16 protein-coding genes and 1 riboswitch are annotated in these 14445 nt (G+C 64.3%); of the genes, 7 read left to right on the top strand and 9 right to left on the bottom strand.

Going from position 1 to position 14445, the window contains the following annotated elements; genetic code table 11:
* The first annotated feature begins 99 nt into the window (after positions 1–99).
* Both ROSMUC_RS05790 and ROSMUC_RS05785 read left to right on the top strand, forming a co-directional pair.
* Positions 100–462, top strand: a complete 363-nt coding sequence (locus ROSMUC_RS05790) for an OB-fold nucleic acid binding domain-containing protein (RefSeq protein WP_037270575.1) — start codon at positions 100–102, stop codon at positions 460–462.
* 35 nt (positions 463–497) lie between these two features.
* The gene (locus ROSMUC_RS05785) at positions 498–1007 is read left to right on the top strand and encodes a peptidoglycan-binding domain-containing protein (RefSeq protein ID WP_037270573.1); all 510 of its coding nucleotides are present in this window, start codon (positions 498–500) and stop codon (positions 1005–1007) included.
* 102 nt (positions 1008–1109) lie between these two features.
* Here ROSMUC_RS05785 and ROSMUC_RS05780 read toward each other — a convergent pair whose 3' ends face one another.
* A complete protein-coding gene (locus ROSMUC_RS05780) occupies positions 1110–2165 on the bottom strand; it encodes an Mrp/NBP35 family ATP-binding protein (RefSeq protein ID WP_037270572.1) in 1056 nt (351 codons plus the stop codon).
* A gap of 250 nt (positions 2166–2415) precedes the next feature.
* On the opposite strand from ROSMUC_RS05780, the gene ROSMUC_RS05775 reads away from it, so the two are divergent.
* Positions 2416–2640, top strand: a complete 225-nt coding sequence (locus ROSMUC_RS05775) for a DUF1127 domain-containing protein (protein WP_037270571.1) — start codon at positions 2416–2418, stop codon at positions 2638–2640.
* 283 nt (positions 2641–2923) lie between these two features.
* Here the strand turns inward: ROSMUC_RS05775 and ROSMUC_RS05770 are convergent, their stop codons facing one another.
* The 8 genes from ROSMUC_RS05770 to pyrH form a co-directional block, all read right to left on the bottom strand.
* Positions 2924–3193, bottom strand: coding sequence for a hypothetical protein (locus tag ROSMUC_RS05770; RefSeq protein ID WP_245875124.1), 270 nt, complete (start codon positions 3191–3193; stop codon positions 2924–2926).
* 110 nt (positions 3194–3303) lie between these two features.
* A riboswitch (cobalamin riboswitch) is annotated at positions 3304–3504 on the bottom strand.
* Positions 3505–3554: 50 nt separating this feature from the next.
* On the bottom strand, positions 3555–4025 hold the full coding sequence (locus ROSMUC_RS05765) for an OsmC family protein (RefSeq protein WP_037270570.1): 471 nt from the start codon (positions 4023–4025) through the stop codon (positions 3555–3557).
* A gap of 79 nt (positions 4026–4104) precedes the next feature.
* Positions 4105–5454 carry an RIP metalloprotease RseP gene (gene rseP / locus ROSMUC_RS05760; RefSeq protein WP_037270568.1) on the bottom strand — a complete coding sequence of 450 codons (1350 nt, stop codon included), beginning with the start codon at positions 5452–5454 and terminating at the stop codon, positions 4105–4107.
* A 3-nt stretch (positions 5455–5457) separates the two neighbouring features.
* Positions 5458–6636, bottom strand: coding sequence for a 1-deoxy-D-xylulose-5-phosphate reductoisomerase (gene dxr / locus ROSMUC_RS05755; protein ID WP_037270566.1), 1179 nt, complete (start codon positions 6634–6636; stop codon positions 5458–5460).
* Positions 6633–7412 (bottom strand): phosphatidate cytidylyltransferase, encoded by a 780-nt coding sequence (locus tag ROSMUC_RS05750; RefSeq protein WP_037270564.1) that lies wholly within the window; start codon positions 7410–7412, stop codon positions 6633–6635. Before ROSMUC_RS05750 ends, dxr begins: the two co-directional genes overlap by 4 nt.
* Positions 7409–8134 (bottom strand): undecaprenyl pyrophosphate synthase, encoded by a 726-nt coding sequence (locus tag ROSMUC_RS05745; RefSeq protein ID WP_037271006.1) that lies wholly within the window; start codon positions 8132–8134, stop codon positions 7409–7411. The genes ROSMUC_RS05750 and ROSMUC_RS05745 overlap by 4 nt, the downstream gene beginning before the upstream one ends.
* Positions 8135–8151: 17 nt before the next feature.
* The gene (frr, locus tag ROSMUC_RS05740; protein WP_037270562.1) at positions 8152–8715 is read right to left on the bottom strand and encodes a ribosome recycling factor; all 564 of its coding nucleotides are present in this window, start codon (positions 8713–8715) and stop codon (positions 8152–8154) included.
* A 48-nt stretch (positions 8716–8763) separates the two neighbouring features.
* Positions 8764–9489, bottom strand: coding sequence for a UMP kinase (pyrH, locus tag ROSMUC_RS05735; RefSeq protein WP_206018426.1), 726 nt, complete (start codon positions 9487–9489; stop codon positions 8764–8766).
* 141 nt (positions 9490–9630) lie between these two features.
* Here pyrH and miaA point away from each other — a divergent pair, with 141 nt between their 5' ends.
* The 4 genes from miaA to ROSMUC_RS05715 all read left to right on the top strand — a co-directional run bounded on the left by miaA (position 9631) and on the right by ROSMUC_RS05715 (position 14431).
* Positions 9631–10518, top strand: a complete 888-nt coding sequence (miaA, locus tag ROSMUC_RS05730; protein ID WP_037270558.1) for a tRNA (adenosine(37)-N6)-dimethylallyltransferase MiaA — start codon at positions 9631–9633, stop codon at positions 10516–10518.
* Positions 10519–10656: 138 nt separating this feature from the next.
* Entirely contained in the window at positions 10657–11511 is an 855-nt protein-coding gene (locus ROSMUC_RS05725; RefSeq protein ID WP_037270556.1) for an FAD binding domain-containing protein, read from the top strand.
* A gap of 11 nt (positions 11512–11522) precedes the next feature.
* Positions 11523–12017 (top strand): (2Fe-2S)-binding protein, encoded by a 495-nt coding sequence (locus ROSMUC_RS05720; RefSeq protein WP_037270554.1) that lies wholly within the window; start codon positions 11523–11525, stop codon positions 12015–12017.
* The gene (locus ROSMUC_RS05715) at positions 12014–14431 is read left to right on the top strand and encodes an aerobic carbon-monoxide dehydrogenase large subunit (protein ID WP_037270552.1); all 2418 of its coding nucleotides are present in this window, start codon (positions 12014–12016) and stop codon (positions 14429–14431) included. The genes ROSMUC_RS05720 and ROSMUC_RS05715 overlap by 4 nt, the downstream gene beginning before the upstream one ends.
* Positions 14432–14445: the final 14 nt, after the last annotated feature.

Raw genomic sequence — 14445 nt, 5'->3', positions numbered from 1 at the left:
CGTATCACCGTGACCCGACCACGTCGTGATCTTGCACTAGGCCCTCGGAATTGGATACCTCTTGCTCAAGACAGCGCGCACCAGAAAGCCCCGATCACGATGCCACCTGCCCGCCCCCCCTCAGCCCTGATCGCTGCCGCCCTCCCCGAGGTGGCGCCGGGGCGGCGCGTGACCGTGGCAGGGCTGGTTCTGGTGCGACAGCGCCCCGGCACCGCGCGCGGCGTGGTCTTTGTCACGCTCGAGGACGAGACCGGCACCGTCAATGTCGTGATCTGGCGCAAGGTGTTCGACCGCTTTCGCCGGGCGGTCATCGCCGGGCGGATGCTGCGGGTCACTGGCCGGGTCGAGCGGCAATCGGGTGTGACCCATGTCGTCGCCGAAGAGATCGAGGACATCTCGCCCCTGCTTGACCTTCTGGCCGATCCCGAAACCCCGCTTTCCCCACCGGATCAAACAGGCTAGGCTTGACCGGTCCACCGCCTGCGAGACGCCCGCCCATGATGCCTTTCCGCCTGCCCTGCCTTGTGCTGGCACTTGCCCTTGCCGCCTGCCAGCCCACGCCCCCCGGCGTGGATCGCCCAAACCTCGGGGCCGAGACACCGCCGGGTGCCGCACCCGGCACCTGCTGGGGGAAAAAGGACACCCCTGCCGTAATCGAAACCGTCACCGAACAGGTGCAACTTACCCCCGCCGAAACAGATGCCACAGGCCGCGTTCTGCGGCCTGCCACCTATGCCACCGTGACCCGTCAGGCCATTCTGCAGGAACGCGTTACCACGTGGTACGAAACCCCCTGCGCCGATGTGCAAACGCCCGAATTCATCGCCTCGGTGCAACGCGCGCTCGCGGCACGCGGGCTCTACACCGGTCAGATCACGGCCCGGTTCGATGCCCGCACCCGCGCCGCCATCGCCCGCTATCAGGCCCCGCTTGGTCTGGACAGCGACACGCTCTCGCTCGACAGCGCCCGTCGCCTGGGGCTGGTGGCCACGCCGATCCCCGACTGAGGCGATCGCCCACTTTTGACCCTGCCCTCCGGGATTCATCTGGCCCGAAATACCTCGGGGGAGTCCCGGAATCATCCGGGACGGGGGCAGCGCCCCCTGCCCTCAGCCCTGCCCCTGATCGACCAGCCGCTGTGCCAGCGCCAGATAGGCCTGCGCCGCCGCGCTGTCGCCCGCCGCCACCGGACGGCCGGCATCCCCCGCCAGCCGGGTTTCCAGATCAATCGGCAAGGCCGCCAAGAGCGGCAGACCCAACCCCTCGGCCTCATGCCGGACACCACCATGACCGAAGACATGCGCCTCATGGCCACATTCAGGGCAAGTAAAGAACGACATATTCTCGATCATACCCAGAATCGGCACCTGCAGCGTACGGAACATATCCATCGCCTTGCGCGCATCAAGAAGCGCCACATCCTGCGGCGTCGAGACGATAATCGCCCCATCGGGCCGGGCACGTTGGCTGAGCGTCAGTTGCACATCGCCCGTGCCCGGCGGCAAATCGACGATGAGCGCATCCAGATCGCCCCAATCGACCTGCGCCATCATCTGTTGCAACGCCCCCATCAGCATCGGCCCCCGCCAGATCACCGCCTTGGCCGGATCGAGCATCAACCCGATTGACATGACCTTGACGCCATGCGCCTCCAGCGGGGTGATCCGCGTGCCATCGGGGCTTGCGGGGCGCGCGCTCAGCCCCATCATGCGCGGCTGGCTCGGCCCATGAATATCCGCGTCGAGCAATCCCACGCGCCGTCCCTGACGCGCCAGCGCCACCGCCAGATTGGCCGCGACGGTGGATTTGCCCACGCCGCCCTTGCCACTTGCCACCGCCAACAGCGCGCCAATTCCCTCTGGCCTGATCGAGGCATTGCCCCCCTTGGGATGCTGCCCCAGCTTCAGCACAGGTGGGGCCGCCTGCGCCGTGAGCACGACGCGCGCCCGGACGATTCCCGGCAGGCTCAATGCCGCACGCTCGGCGGCGGCCCGCAGCGGCTCCATCATCCGCGCCATTTCCGGGCTTGGGGCCTCGATGACAAAGCGCACCTCGCCCGCCTCCACCTCCAGCGCGCGCACCATATCCCGCGACACAAGATTGCCGCCGTCGGGCAATTCCAGTTGCCGCAACCGCGCTTCAAGTTCGTTGCGAAAATCGCTCATTTTCGGTCCTTTGGTCCCGGGTTGCTCTCTCGCCCACCCCACAACCGGGGCGGTTCATCTTCACATAACGCCTAAAAAATGCCGCATTTGCTTAACCTTAGGTCACTTTTGGCTTATGCAATTGCTGCATAGCAGCATTGCTCATCCGGGGTATTGTGCACGCGCAGCAAAGGCGTATCTTACTCTCAACAAAAGGCGAAACGAACTCCGCCGAACCTTAACACGATCAAATCCGCAAGGACCCGAAACAATGCCGACCACGCTCAATACCAGCCGCTCCGCCGCCGCCGTCCTTGGCGAAGACCTGAGCGCGGCTGTCTACGCTGCAATGCAGCGCGTCGTGAATTATCGCACCTATCGCCGCACGGTCAATGAACTGTCGCAACTCAGCGCGCATGACCTTGCCGATCTGGGCCTGCACCGTAGCGAAATTCGCCGCGTTGCGCATGAAACAGTTTACGGCCACCGGTCGTAATAAGAGATCAGGTACCCCCCTCCTCCTCCCTGGGGTATCTGTTACGGTCACGGGCATCTTTCCTCCTCCCTGATGCTCGGGGCCGTCAAATCGGGACTGAACAAGTCCTTATGTTTTGCGAAAGGCCCTCTCCTCCTCCCTGGGCCGGACGTATAGGAAACGGCGGCACCCCTCCTCCTCCCTGGTGCCGCCGTTTTTTATTGCGCAAACGCAAGGCAGAGATATTCAGTGACATGACCGAACGGGTGGCCCTCTGGTCGCTATTGGCCCCACGGCCCTGCCCTCAATGCAGAATCCGCGCCCGTCCGCGCCGCATCGGTTTGACCTGAAAGGCCCGGCAGGCCTCTTGCAGGACCCCGACAAAGGCCCGCGCCGCGTCGCTCTCGGCGGTCCGCGCCTCCGGACTTTCCAACGCGGCCCTCACAAGCTGTGACGTGACCGGCCCATCGACCGCGCAGGCCCACTGCAGGAACCCCAACCGCGCGGCCTGCATCGCCTGTGACCCGGTCGCCGGGCTGCTCTCAAGCCCATCCATGATTCGTTGAAAGCCCATCTTGCTCTTCTCCCCGACCGCACCCCGGGCCGGATGGGGCGAGAGCGGCAAGGGACATGGCACGTCAGAGCATCCGGCTTGGCGCGCGCACGCCCGCACCGCACCCCGCGATTCGACGTCACGCCAAGGCTGGTTTCCGGGCTTGGACGGCAGGCCTTGCGGCCCTCGCGTTGCGGCACCTTCCCGGGCAAACCTGCCCAGTGGCCTATTGCCGAAACGCCCTTCCTTACCGTTGCGGGGGCAGCGCCGGACTTGCACCGGCTTCCCAATTCTCCGCCCCAAAGGGCGGCACCCTGACAGGTTCAGCCTAGACGCGCGGGCCCCCAAGCTGCAAGCCTGAAACCGACGCCGCCCGGACCACTCACGCCAGAACCCGGTAGCGCGCCGCGTAGCTCACCGGAAAATTCACCGATCGCGCAATAAAGCAAAAGGCATGGACCTGCCCATGCAGCGCATCGGCTTGGGCAAGGTCGGTTCCCGCCGGCACCGCAATCCTTGGCCGCAGCGTGGCGCGCAGAAACCGGCTCGCCCCGGCGCTGTCGGTCTCCCCCACCGCCAGCGGATCGTCTTCGTAGGATTGCACGGCAATGCCTGCGTCACTCGCCAGATGCAGAAACCACAGCATATGACAGGCGCTGAGCGCGGCAATCAGCATGTCCTCGGGGTTGTGCAGGCCGGGGTTTCCCCCCAGCAGCGGATCGTTGGAGCAATGGATGACCGGCTTGCCCGGCGTCTCGACATTCCAGGTGCGGTCATACCCTTTGTAATGCTGCGTCCCCTCGCCCCGGTTTCCGGTCCAGACGACGCGGGCAGTATAGTCATGCTCTGACATGCTCTGCGCTCCCCTTATAACACGCGCAGCATCGCGCGAAATCGTCGCGCCAGACAAGTCAGGATAGCCGCACCCGCCCTCAGGGGCAGAAAATATCGTTGAAGAGCGCGAACAGCATCAGCGACAGGATAAGCGTCAGCCCCACGGTCATCAGCACACGCAGTGCCCGCTCGCTCGGCGGACGGCCCGCGACCGCCTCATAGGCATAAAACACCAAATGCCCGCCATCCAGAACCGGCACCGGAAAGAGATTGAGTAGCCCCACCGCCGTCGACAGCACCGCAATGAACCAGATGAAACTCTGCGCGCCCTGACTGGCCATCGCCCCCGAAACCTGCGCGATACCGATCGGCCCGGACATGTTGCAACTGCTGATCGCGCCCGTGATCATGTGATAGAGACCCGAGAGCGAGCTTTGGATGATGTCGCCGATCTGCGCCACCGCATCGCCCACCGCCTCGATCAGCCCCAGCCGCTCTGTCGCAGGCTCGAACGCCATGCCGCCCGCAATCCCGATTCGCCATTCGGTGCGAAACCCGCCCTCAGGCTGCGGCTCGTCCACCCGGCGCGGCGAGATCGAGACCTCGTGGGTCCCGCGACCCTCGCGCCACACTGTCAGCGTCAGAGGTGCCCCGTTCGATCCCTCGACCACAACCTTGAGCTCTTCAAAGGCCACAATCGGCGTGCCGTTAACCGCCGTGATGACATCGCCCGCCTCCAGATCCGCAGCAAATGCCGCCGATTGCGGCGCAAGCCCGCTGATCAAGGGCGGCATGAGCTGTGGCCCCGTCGCCTCGATCTCGCGCCCTGCACGTTCGACCCTGTAGCTGAGCAGCGCCACGCGCGGCAGCGCGTCGATCATGTCGTCATAGACCTCGCCCGCCGCCACATCCGGCAGGGGATGGCCTTCGATGCTCAGCACCCGGTCGCCCGGCTCTAGCGTGATCCCAGCTACCGGCAGCGGCTTCAATGCCCCCACCGTCAACGGATCGGCGGTCTTGCCACCAGTCATCATCACAGCGCTGAAAATCACGATGGACAGAATGAAATTGAATATCGGCCCCGCCGCCACCGTCGCCGTGCGCGCCCAGAGAGGCGCGCCATGCATGGTCTGGCGCAGTCGTTCAGACGGCAGCGCCGCCATCGCCGCGCCATCCTTGCCACTCGCGGCATCGGCATCGCCGAGAAACTTGACATATCCACCAAAGGGCAAGGCAGCGATCTGCCAACGGGTCCCATGCCGGTCCATCCGCGAAAACAGCACCGGACCAAACCCAAGCGAGAACACCTCGGCCTTGATCCCCGACCAGCGCCCGACGATGTAATGGCCATATTCATGGACGGCGACGATCACCGACAAGGCCACGACAAAGGCCGCAAGGGTCAGGAACAGATTGCCGAACTGCGGCAGAGAGGTCAGAATTTCCACACTTTATCCTTGGGTTTTTCGCTGAGACACGACCAGATCGGCCTGCTTCCTAGCCAGATGGTCCATATGCGCCACCACATCAAGGGTCATCTCGGAATTCCGCGCCTCGGGCGCATCGTGCAAGGCGGTCAAAACCTCCTCCACCACGATGTTCATGTCGGTAAATCCGATCCGTCCTGCGATGAAATGGTCCAGCGCCCGCTCCTTGGCGGCGTTGAACACCGCCCCCGAGAGGCCGCGCGCCTGCATCACCTCACGCGCCAGCCGCAGCGCGGGATAACGCTCGGGATCAGGCGGGCGAAATTCCAGCGTGCCAATCGCCGCCAGATCCAGCGCCGCCACCGGCAGCGCCTGACGCTGCGGCCAGTTCAGCGCGTAGCCGATGGCATGGCGCATATCGGGCGGCCCCACATGCGCCATGAGCGCCCCGTCGCAGAACCCCACCAGCGCATGCACAAGCGATTGGGGATGGATCAACACCTCGATCTGATCGGGGGTAAAGCCAAAGAATTCCCGCGCCTCGATCATCTCCATCGCCTTGTTGAACATCGAGGCGGAATCGATGGTGATCCTCTGCCCCATGGCCCAATTGGGATGGCTCGACGCCTCGGCCACGGTAGCGGCGGCCAGCCGCTCCAGCGGCCAATCGCGAAATGCCCCGCCCGAGGCGGTGATGATGACCCGGCTCACAGCGGCAGCATCCTCGCCGACCAGCGCCTGAAAAATCGCCGAATGCTCACTGTCCACCGGCAGGATATTGGCGCGGTTGGCGCGCGCGGTGCGCATCATCAGCGCCCCCGCCGTCACAAGCGATTCCTTGTTGGCCAAGGCCAGCGTCGCGCCCTGCTCCAGCGCCGCCAGACCGGGGGCCAGCCCGGCGGCCCCAACGATGGCCGACATGACCCATTGCGCCGGACGGCTGGCCGCCTCGATCAGCGCGGCCTTGCCCGCCGCCGCCTCGACCTTGCTGCCCCTCAGCGCCTCGCGCAGGGACACCAGCAGATCGTCATGCGCCGTCACCGCCACTTCGGCCCCCAGATCAATCGCATCCCGCGCCAGCTGGTCGATATGATGCCCGCCCGTCAGCGCCACCACCTGATAGGCCCCCGGCGCGCGGCGGATCAGGTCAATTGTGTTCTGCCCGACAGAACCGGTCGCGCCCAAAATGGAAATACGTTTCATGCCACCCCCGGCAAGAGACCCAGCGCCCAAAGGATCACCACAACCAGCGCCGCGCCCAGCATCGCATCGAACCGGTCCAGAACACCGCCATGACCCGGGATGAGGTTGGAACTGTCCTTGACCCCACGCAGCCGCTTGGCCGCGCTTTCGGCAATATCCCCCATCTGCCCGGCAAAGCCTACCAGCACCGACAAAGGCACCAGCGCAAGACCTGCCCCGGTCGGCCCGGCAAAGATCAGCCCGATCACCGCCGCACCAATCCAGCCCGCAATCGTGCCGGACCATGTTTTCTTGGGGCTGAACCGTGGCCAGAACTTGGGCCCGCCCAGAATGCGCCCGGCAAAGTACCCCGCCACATCCGAGATCACCACAACCGCGACCAGCCACAAGACCCAGACCAAACCGGCCTCAGCGCGCAGCGTGCCCATGGCATAACAGCCCAATAGCGCCCAGAGCGCCAGCGCAAAGAACGGCCCGCGCTCGCGCTCGATTGAGCTTGACGCGACCATCACTGCCGCCAGCAAAAGAGGCAAGACCATGATCCCCGGCAGCCACAGTGCCAGCGCCACAGCCACCGCCGCCAGCACGCCAGAGCGCAGCGCATCACGGGCCGCGAACATCCGCGCGGCTTCCCAGATCATCGCGCCCGCCAGCGCACAGACCAGCGCGGCAAAGGGTAATCCACCTACCCAGATCTCAACCGCGCCCACGACGATCAGCACGATACCCGACACAAGCCGGGGCCAGAGATCAGCCCAACGCGCCGCGCCGCTCATGCAGGCACAGCCCCAAAGCGGCGGTCCCGCGTGCCGTACTGCGCGAGCAATCCAGCAAAGACATCCGGCGTGAAATCCGGCCAGAGCGTGTCGATGAACTCATATTCCGCATAGGCCGATTGCCAGAGCAGGAAATTGGAAATCCGCGCCTCGCCGCTGGTGCGGATCACCAGATCGGGGTCGGGCAAAACATAGGTATCCAGATACCGTGGCAAGGTTTCCTCGTCCACATCCTCTGGGCGCAACCGCCCTGCGGCCACATCCTCTGCCAGCCGCCGCGTGGCGCGCGATACCTCATCGCGCCCCCCATAATTCAGGGCAATGGTCAGGTTCGTGCCGGTGCAATGCGCGGTCATCGCCTCGGCCTCGTCCATCAGCCCGCGCAGCTTGGCATCCAGACGCGGCCGGTCCCCGATGAAACGCACCTGCACGTTCTCGCGCACGAATTCCTGCATTTCCTTCATGATATAGCGGCGAAAGAGACTCATGAGACCGGCCACCTCGGTCTGTGTCCGTTTCCAGTTCTCGGTGGAAAAGGCAAAGATCGTCAGATACTTGACCCCCAAACCGGGGCAGGCCTGCACAATTTCACGCACCCGCCGCGCGCCGGCGTGATGCCCGAAAAGGCGCGGACGCCCGCGCTTTTGCGCCCAGCGTCCGTTGCCATCCATGATGATCGCCACATGGCGCGGCCCCTCGGCCGGCGCGGATATTCCTGCCATGGGCGCGCTTTTTGCCATCAGACCTGCATGATCTCCGCTTGCTTGCCCTCAAGCAATTCATCCACATGCTTGATGAAACGGTCGGTCAGGGATTGCACCTCGGATTCCCAGAATTTCTGATCATCCTCCGACATGCCATCGCCCTTGGCCTTCTTGATCTGATCCATGCCATCGCGGCGCACATTGCGCACGGCGACGCGGGCGTGTTCGGCATATTGCGCCGCCACTTTGGTCAATTCCTTGCGGCGCTGCTCGTTCAACTCGGGGATCGGCAACATGATGATCGTGCCATTTAGCTGCGGATTGATGCCCAAACCGCTCTCGCGAATGGCCTTTTCCACCTTGCCGACCAGCCCCTTGTCCCAGACATTGACCGTCACCATCCGCGGCTCTGGCACGTTGACCGTGCCCACTTGGTTGATCGGGGTTTTCTGGCCATAGGCATCGACCATGATCGGCTCCAGCATCGAGGCCGAGGCGCGCCCGGTGCGCAACGAGGCAAACTCGGTCTTGAGTGCGCTCATCGCGCCTTCCATCCGGCGCTCCAGATCGCCTGTGTCGATTTCGATATCATCCGCCATATTGTCTTGGTCCTTCTTGCGGCTCTTGCGTCTAAGCCTTGTTTTGCATCAACCGTGCACGGTTGTATAGGTGCCCTCACCGGCCAGAATGCCCTTGAACCCGCCCGGTTCGTCAAGTGAGAAGACGATGATCGGCAGGTTATTGTCCCGCGCCAGTGCAATCGCAGAGGCATCCATCACCCCCAGATGCTGCGCCAGAACCTCGTCATAGGTCACGCGCTCGAACCGCTTGGCATCCGCGTGCTTGATCGGGTCCTTGTCATAGACGCCGTCCACCTTGGTCCCCTTGAAGATCGCCTCGCAGGCCATTTCATTGGCGCGCAACGTCGCCGCCGTATCCGTGGTGAAATAGGGATTGCCGGTTCCGGCGGCAAAGATGCAGACGCGCTTTTTCTCCAGATGCCGCACCGCGCGGCGGCGGATATAAGGCTCGGCCACCTCATCCATGCGAATGGCCGAAATCACCCGACAGAACACGCCCATTTTCTCCAGCGCCGATTGCATCGCCAGCGCGTTCATCACCGTGGCGAGCATGCCCATGTAATCGGCGGTCGTGCGCTCCATCCCCTGCGCGCTGCCTTGCAAGCCGCGAAAAATGTTGCCGCCCCCGATCACCATGCAGATCTCGACCCCCAGATCATGCACGATCTTAACCTCGCGCGCGATCCGCTCGACCGTGGGCGGATGCAGGCCATACCCCAAATCCCCCATCAGAGCCTCCCCGGAAATCTTGAGCATCACACGGGTGAATTTGGCTCTCTCCGGGGTGGTCATCGGCATTCTCCGCTCGGTCGTGTCAATCCCGCGCAAAATGTCGCAAATGCCGCCCATGTGCAATCGCTGATCACCCCGTTTCGCGGGGAAAAGGCGGCAAACCGCCTCGCCAAACCGCGCGATTGGCGTTAACCGGGGCCTATGCACCTGCCCATTGACATCGCCCCCGACCGCCCCGTCTTGATCGCCGGCCCCACTGCCAGCGGCAAATCGGCGCTTGCGATGGAAATCGCCCGCACCCAGGGCGGCGTGATCGTCAACGCCGACGCCCTGCAAGTTTATGAAAACTGGCGCATTCTCAGCGCGCGGCCCAGTCTCGAGGACGAAGCTGATCTTCCCCACCGTCTTTATGGTCACGTCGGCGCGCGCACGCCCTATTCCACCGGCCATTGGCTGCGCGAGGTGGCAGCGATCCTCAAGGCACCCGCGCGGCCCATCATCGTCGGCGGCACCGGCCTCTATTTCAGCGCCTTGACCGAAGGTCTGGCCGAAATCCCCGCAACCCCCGCCGCGATCCGCGCCGAGGCAGATCACCTGCTGGCCAGCCAGGGCCTTGCCCCCCTTCTGGCTGCGCTCGACCCCACGACCCGTGACCGCATCGACACGCGCAATCCGATGCGCGTGCAGCGCGCCTGGGAGGTGCAGCGCGCCACAGGCCGGGGGCTGTCGGCATGGCAGGATGACACACCGCCGCCTCTCCTGCCGCTCGGCACCTGCACGCCGCTCGTGATCACCGCCGACAAGGATTGGCTTGGGGCCCGTATCGCTCGCCGTTTTGATGCAATGCTGGGCGCCGGGGCGCTGGACGAGGCGCGCGCCAATCTGCCCCTCTGGGACCCTGCCCTGCCGTCGATGAAGGCGATCGGCGCGCCCGAACTCATCGCGCATCTGCGTGGGCAAATGACCCTCGATCAGGCCCGCGAGGCCGCCACCATCGCCACCCGCCAATATGCCAAACGCCAGCGCACATGGTTCCGAGCGCGGATGCAGGCGTGGCACCCCATCGGCGCCGAAACGCTCGCCGCCTGAAACACTCGCATTTCGTGCAACCATTTCGCATTTCGTGCAGCGACCCGCGATTTTCAGGACATGTGAGGCGACAACCCGCGCCCGCCCTCTCCAAATCCCGCCCAAGGCCGCCCGGCCCCGTCTTTGGGAGGAGACCACATGATTCCAGCCGCATTCGAGTATCACCGCCCCGGTGATCTGCCCGCCGCCTTGGCCCTGCTGCAAGAACACGGCGACGACGCCCGCGTCATCGCAGGCGGTCACAGCCTCATCCCGATGATGAAGCTGCGCATGGCCGAGGTGCCGCATCTCATCGACCTGCAAGCCATCGACGCGTTGCGCGGGATCACCATCGACGGCCACCGCATCACCCTTGGGGCCATGGTCACGCAGGCAGAAATCATCGCCCATGCCGGCCTAACCACCCACGCCCCCATCCTGCGCGAGGCAGCCCTTCAAATCGCCGACCCGCAGGTGCGCGCCATGGGCACGGTCGGTGGCAATGTCGCCAATGGCGATCCCGGCAACGACATGCCCGGTCTCATGCAATGCCTGAATGCCACATTCCACGTCACCGGCCCTGCGGGCAGCCGCGACATCCCCGCGCGAGAGTTTTACGAAAGCGCCTATCTCACCGCCCGTGAGGACGACGAAATCCTGACCGCCGTCAGCTTTGACGCACCCACCGGCGGGCAGGCCTATGAAAAACAGAAACGCAAGATCGGCGATTACGCCACCGCCGCCGCCGCCGTGATCCTCACCCGCTTGGGCGACCGCTGCACCGCCGCTTCCATCGCCATGACCAACCTGTCGGATACGCCCATCTGGGCCGAGGCAGCAGGCGAGGCCCTTGTCGGCACCGCCTGCGGCGAGGATGCCGTTATCGCCGCAATCACCGCGATGCAGGCCGCCATTGATCCATCAGAGGACAATCGCGGTCCTGCCGAATTCAAACGCCACGCGGCGGGCATCATCCTTGCCCGCGCCATCGCCCGCGCCTGGTCGCGCGCCTGAGGAAGAGACCCATGTCAAAGAAAATGCAGATCACCCTCACCGTAAACGGCACCCGGCATGAATTGCTGGCCGAGCCGCGCGAACTCCTGATCCATGTCCTGCGCGAACGCCTCAATATCACCGGGCCTCACATTGGCTGCGAAACCTCGCATTGCGGCGCCTGCACCGTGATCATGGGCGACCGCTCGGTCAAATCCTGCACGGTGTTCGCCGCGCAAGCCGATGGTGCCTCCATCACCACCATCGAGGGGCTCGGCACGCCCGACGCGCTGCATCCGCTGCAAGAGGCGTTCCGCGAGCATCACGGGTTGCAATGCGGCTTCTGCACGCCGGGCATGATCACCCGCGCGGCGCAACTCCTCAAGGAAAACCCCGACCCGACCGAGGAAGAGGTGCGTTTTGGCATGGCCGGCAATCTCTGCCGCTGCACCGGCTATCAGAACATCGTCAAATCCGTGCTTGCCGCCGCCGCCACGATCAATGCTGCCAAGGAGGCCGCAGAATGAACGACCTGACCCCAGACCGCGACGACCGCACCGCCAAGCTCAAGGGCATCGGCTGCGCCCGCAAGCGCGTGGAGGATGCACGCTTTACCCAAGGCAAGGGCAACTATGTCGATGACATCAAGCTGCCCGGTATGCTCTTTGGCGATTTTGTTCGCTCGCCCTACGCCCATGCCCGCGTCAAATCCATCGACACCTCCGCCGCCATGGCGCTCGATGGCGTGGTCGCTGTGCTGACCGCCAAGGATCTCGAACCGCTTGGCCTGCACTGGATGCCCACGCTTGCGGGCGACAAACAGATGGTGCTGGCCGATGGCAAGGTGCTCTTTCAAGGGCAAGAGGTGGCCTTTGTCGTCGCCCGCGACCGCTATATCGCCGCCGATGCCGTGGAACTGGTCGAGGTCGAGTATGAGGAACTGACCGTCATCACCGACCCGTTCGAGGCCCTGCAATCCGATGTGACCCTGCGCGAGGATCTCACCCCCGGTGCCGATGGCGCGCACGGCCCCCGCCGCCACCCCAACCACATTTTCCTGTGGGAAGAGGGCGACAAATCCGCCACCGAAGAGGTGATCGCCGCCGCCGATGTGGTGGCCGAGGAAATGATCTACTACCACCGCACCCACCCCTGCCCACTGGAAACCTGCGGCTGCGTCGCATCCATGGACAAGGTGAATGGCAAGCTCACCGTCTACGGCACCTTTCAGGCCCCGCATGTGGTGCGCACCGTGGCCTCCTTGCTCTCGGGCATCGACGAACACAACATCCGCGTGGTCAGCCCCGACATCGGCGGCGGATTTGGCAACAAGGTGGGCGTCTATCCCGGCTATGTCTGCGCCATTGTCGCCTCTATCGTGACCGGCGTGCCGGTGAAATGGGTCGAGGACCGGATGGAAAACCTGATGGCCACAGCATTCGCCCGCGATTACTGGATGAAAGGCAAGATCGCGGCCACCAAAGACGGCAAGATCACCGGCCTTTGGTGCCATGTCACCGCCGATCACGGCGCGTTCGACGCCTGCGCCGATCCCACCAAATTTCCTGCCGGCTTCTTTCACATCTGCACCGGCAGCTATGACATCCCCGTGGCCTACGTGGGCGTCGATGGCGTCTATACCAACAAGGCCCCCGGCGGCGTCGCCTATCGCTGCTCCTTCCGCGTGACCGAGGCCGCCTATTTCATCGAACGGATGATCGAGATACTGGCGATCGAGTTGGGCATGGACGCCGCAGAGCTGCGGCGCCTCAACTTCATCCGCGCCGACCAGTTTCCCTATCAGTCGGCGCTTGGCTGGGAATACGATTCGGGCGACTATCACACCGCTTGGGACAAGGCGCTCAAGGCCGTGGATTACGCCGGTCTGCGCGCGGAACAGGCCGACCGGGTCGCGGCCTTCAAACGCGGCGAAACCCGCAAATTGCTGGGGATCGGCCTGACCCATTTCACCGAGATCGTCGGCGCTGGCCCGGTCAAGAATTGCGACATCCTCGGGATGGGCATGTTCGACAGCTGCGAGATTCGCATCCACCCCACCGGATCGGCCATCGCCCGTCTTGGCACCATCTCTCAGGGCCAAGGCCACGCCACCACCTTTGCCCAGATCCTCGCCTCCGAAATCGGCATTCCGGCGGACAAGATCACGGTGGAAGAAGGCGACACCGACACCGCCCCTTACGGCCTTGGCACCTATGGCAGCCGCTCGACACCCGTCGCAGGCGCGGCCACCGCGCTTGCCGGTCGCAAGATCCGCGCCAAGGCGCAGATGATCGCGGCCTATCTGCTTGAGGTCCACGACGATGACGTCGAATTCGACATCGACCGCTTTGTCGTCAAGGGCGCGCCGGAACGATTCAAGACCATGGCCGAGATTGCCTATGCCGCCTATCATCAGGCCATTCCCGGTGTCGAGCCGGGGCTCGAAGCGGTCAGCTACTATGACCCGCCCAACATGACCTATCCCTTCGGCGCCTATATCTGCGTGATGGAGATCGACGTGGACACCGGCGAGATCGCGGTGCGCCAGTTCTACGCGCTCGACGATTGCGGCACCCGCATCAATCCGATGGTGATCGAAGGCCAGGTCCACGGCGGCCTGACCGAGGCACTCGCCATCGCCATGGGGCAAGAGATTGCCTATGACGAGATGGGCAATGTCAAAACCGGCACGCTGATGGATTTCTTCCTCCCGACTGCCTGGGAAACGCCGCATTACACCACCGATCACACCGAAACCCCCTCGCCGCATCACCCCATCGGGGCCAAGGGCGTGGGCGAAAGCCCGAATGTCGGCGGTGTTCCGGCCTTTTCCAACGCCGTGCATGACGCGCTGCGCCCCTTTGGCCTGCGCCACACCCATATGCCGCATGATCATTGGCGCATCTGGCGCGCGGCGCACGAGCTTGGGCTGCATGGCTGAGGACGGGACCGGGG

The organism is Roseovarius mucosus DSM 17069 (genome assembly GCF_000768555.3).
GTDB classification, from domain to species: domain Bacteria; phylum Pseudomonadota; class Alphaproteobacteria; order Rhodobacterales; family Rhodobacteraceae; genus Roseovarius; species Roseovarius mucosus.
Note: the sequence above shows the minus strand (reverse complement) of the source record. Positions and strands in the feature narration are given on the sequence as shown.

Bases quoted from the DNA above. Each gene is read 5' to 3' on its own strand.
- frr (WP_037270562.1), bottom strand. From the start codon at position 8,715: ATGGCGGATGATATCGAAATCGACACAGGCGATCTGGAGCGCCGGATG.
- miaA (WP_037270558.1), top strand. From the start codon at position 9,631: ATGCACCTGCCCATTGACATCGCCCCCGACCGCCCCGTCTTGATCGCC.
- ROSMUC_RS05780 (WP_037270572.1), bottom strand. From the start codon at position 2,165: ATGAGCGATTTTCGCAACGAACTTGAAGCGCGGTTGCGGCAACTGGAA.
- ROSMUC_RS05750 (WP_037270564.1), bottom strand. From the start codon at position 7,412: ATGAGCGGCGCGGCGCGTTGGGCTGATCTCTGGCCCCGGCTTGTGTCG.
- ROSMUC_RS05770 (WP_245875124.1), bottom strand. From the start codon at position 3,193: ATGGGCTTTCAACGAATCATGGATGGGCTTGAGAGCAGCCCGGCGACC.
- ROSMUC_RS05775 (WP_037270571.1), top strand. From the start codon at position 2,416: ATGCCGACCACGCTCAATACCAGCCGCTCCGCCGCCGCCGTCCTTGGC.
- dxr (WP_037270566.1), bottom strand. From the start codon at position 6,636: ATGAAACGTATTTCCATTTTGGGCGCGACCGGTTCTGTCGGGCAGAAC.
- ROSMUC_RS05720 (WP_037270554.1), top strand. From the start codon at position 11,523: ATGTCAAAGAAAATGCAGATCACCCTCACCGTAAACGGCACCCGGCAT.
- ROSMUC_RS05725 (WP_037270556.1), top strand. From the start codon at position 10,657: ATGATTCCAGCCGCATTCGAGTATCACCGCCCCGGTGATCTGCCCGCC.
- ROSMUC_RS05745 (WP_037271006.1), bottom strand. From the start codon at position 8,134: ATGGCAGGAATATCCGCGCCGGCCGAGGGGCCGCGCCATGTGGCGATC.
- pyrH (WP_206018426.1), bottom strand. From the start codon at position 9,489: ATGACCACCCCGGAGAGAGCCAAATTCACCCGTGTGATGCTCAAGATT.
- ROSMUC_RS05785 (WP_037270573.1), top strand. From the start codon at position 498: ATGATGCCTTTCCGCCTGCCCTGCCTTGTGCTGGCACTTGCCCTTGCC.
- ROSMUC_RS05790 (WP_037270575.1), top strand. From the start codon at position 100: ATGCCACCTGCCCGCCCCCCCTCAGCCCTGATCGCTGCCGCCCTCCCC.
- ROSMUC_RS05765 (WP_037270570.1), bottom strand. From the start codon at position 4,025: ATGTCAGAGCATGACTATACTGCCCGCGTCGTCTGGACCGGAAACCGG.
- ROSMUC_RS05715 (WP_037270552.1), top strand. From the start codon at position 12,014: ATGAACGACCTGACCCCAGACCGCGACGACCGCACCGCCAAGCTCAAG.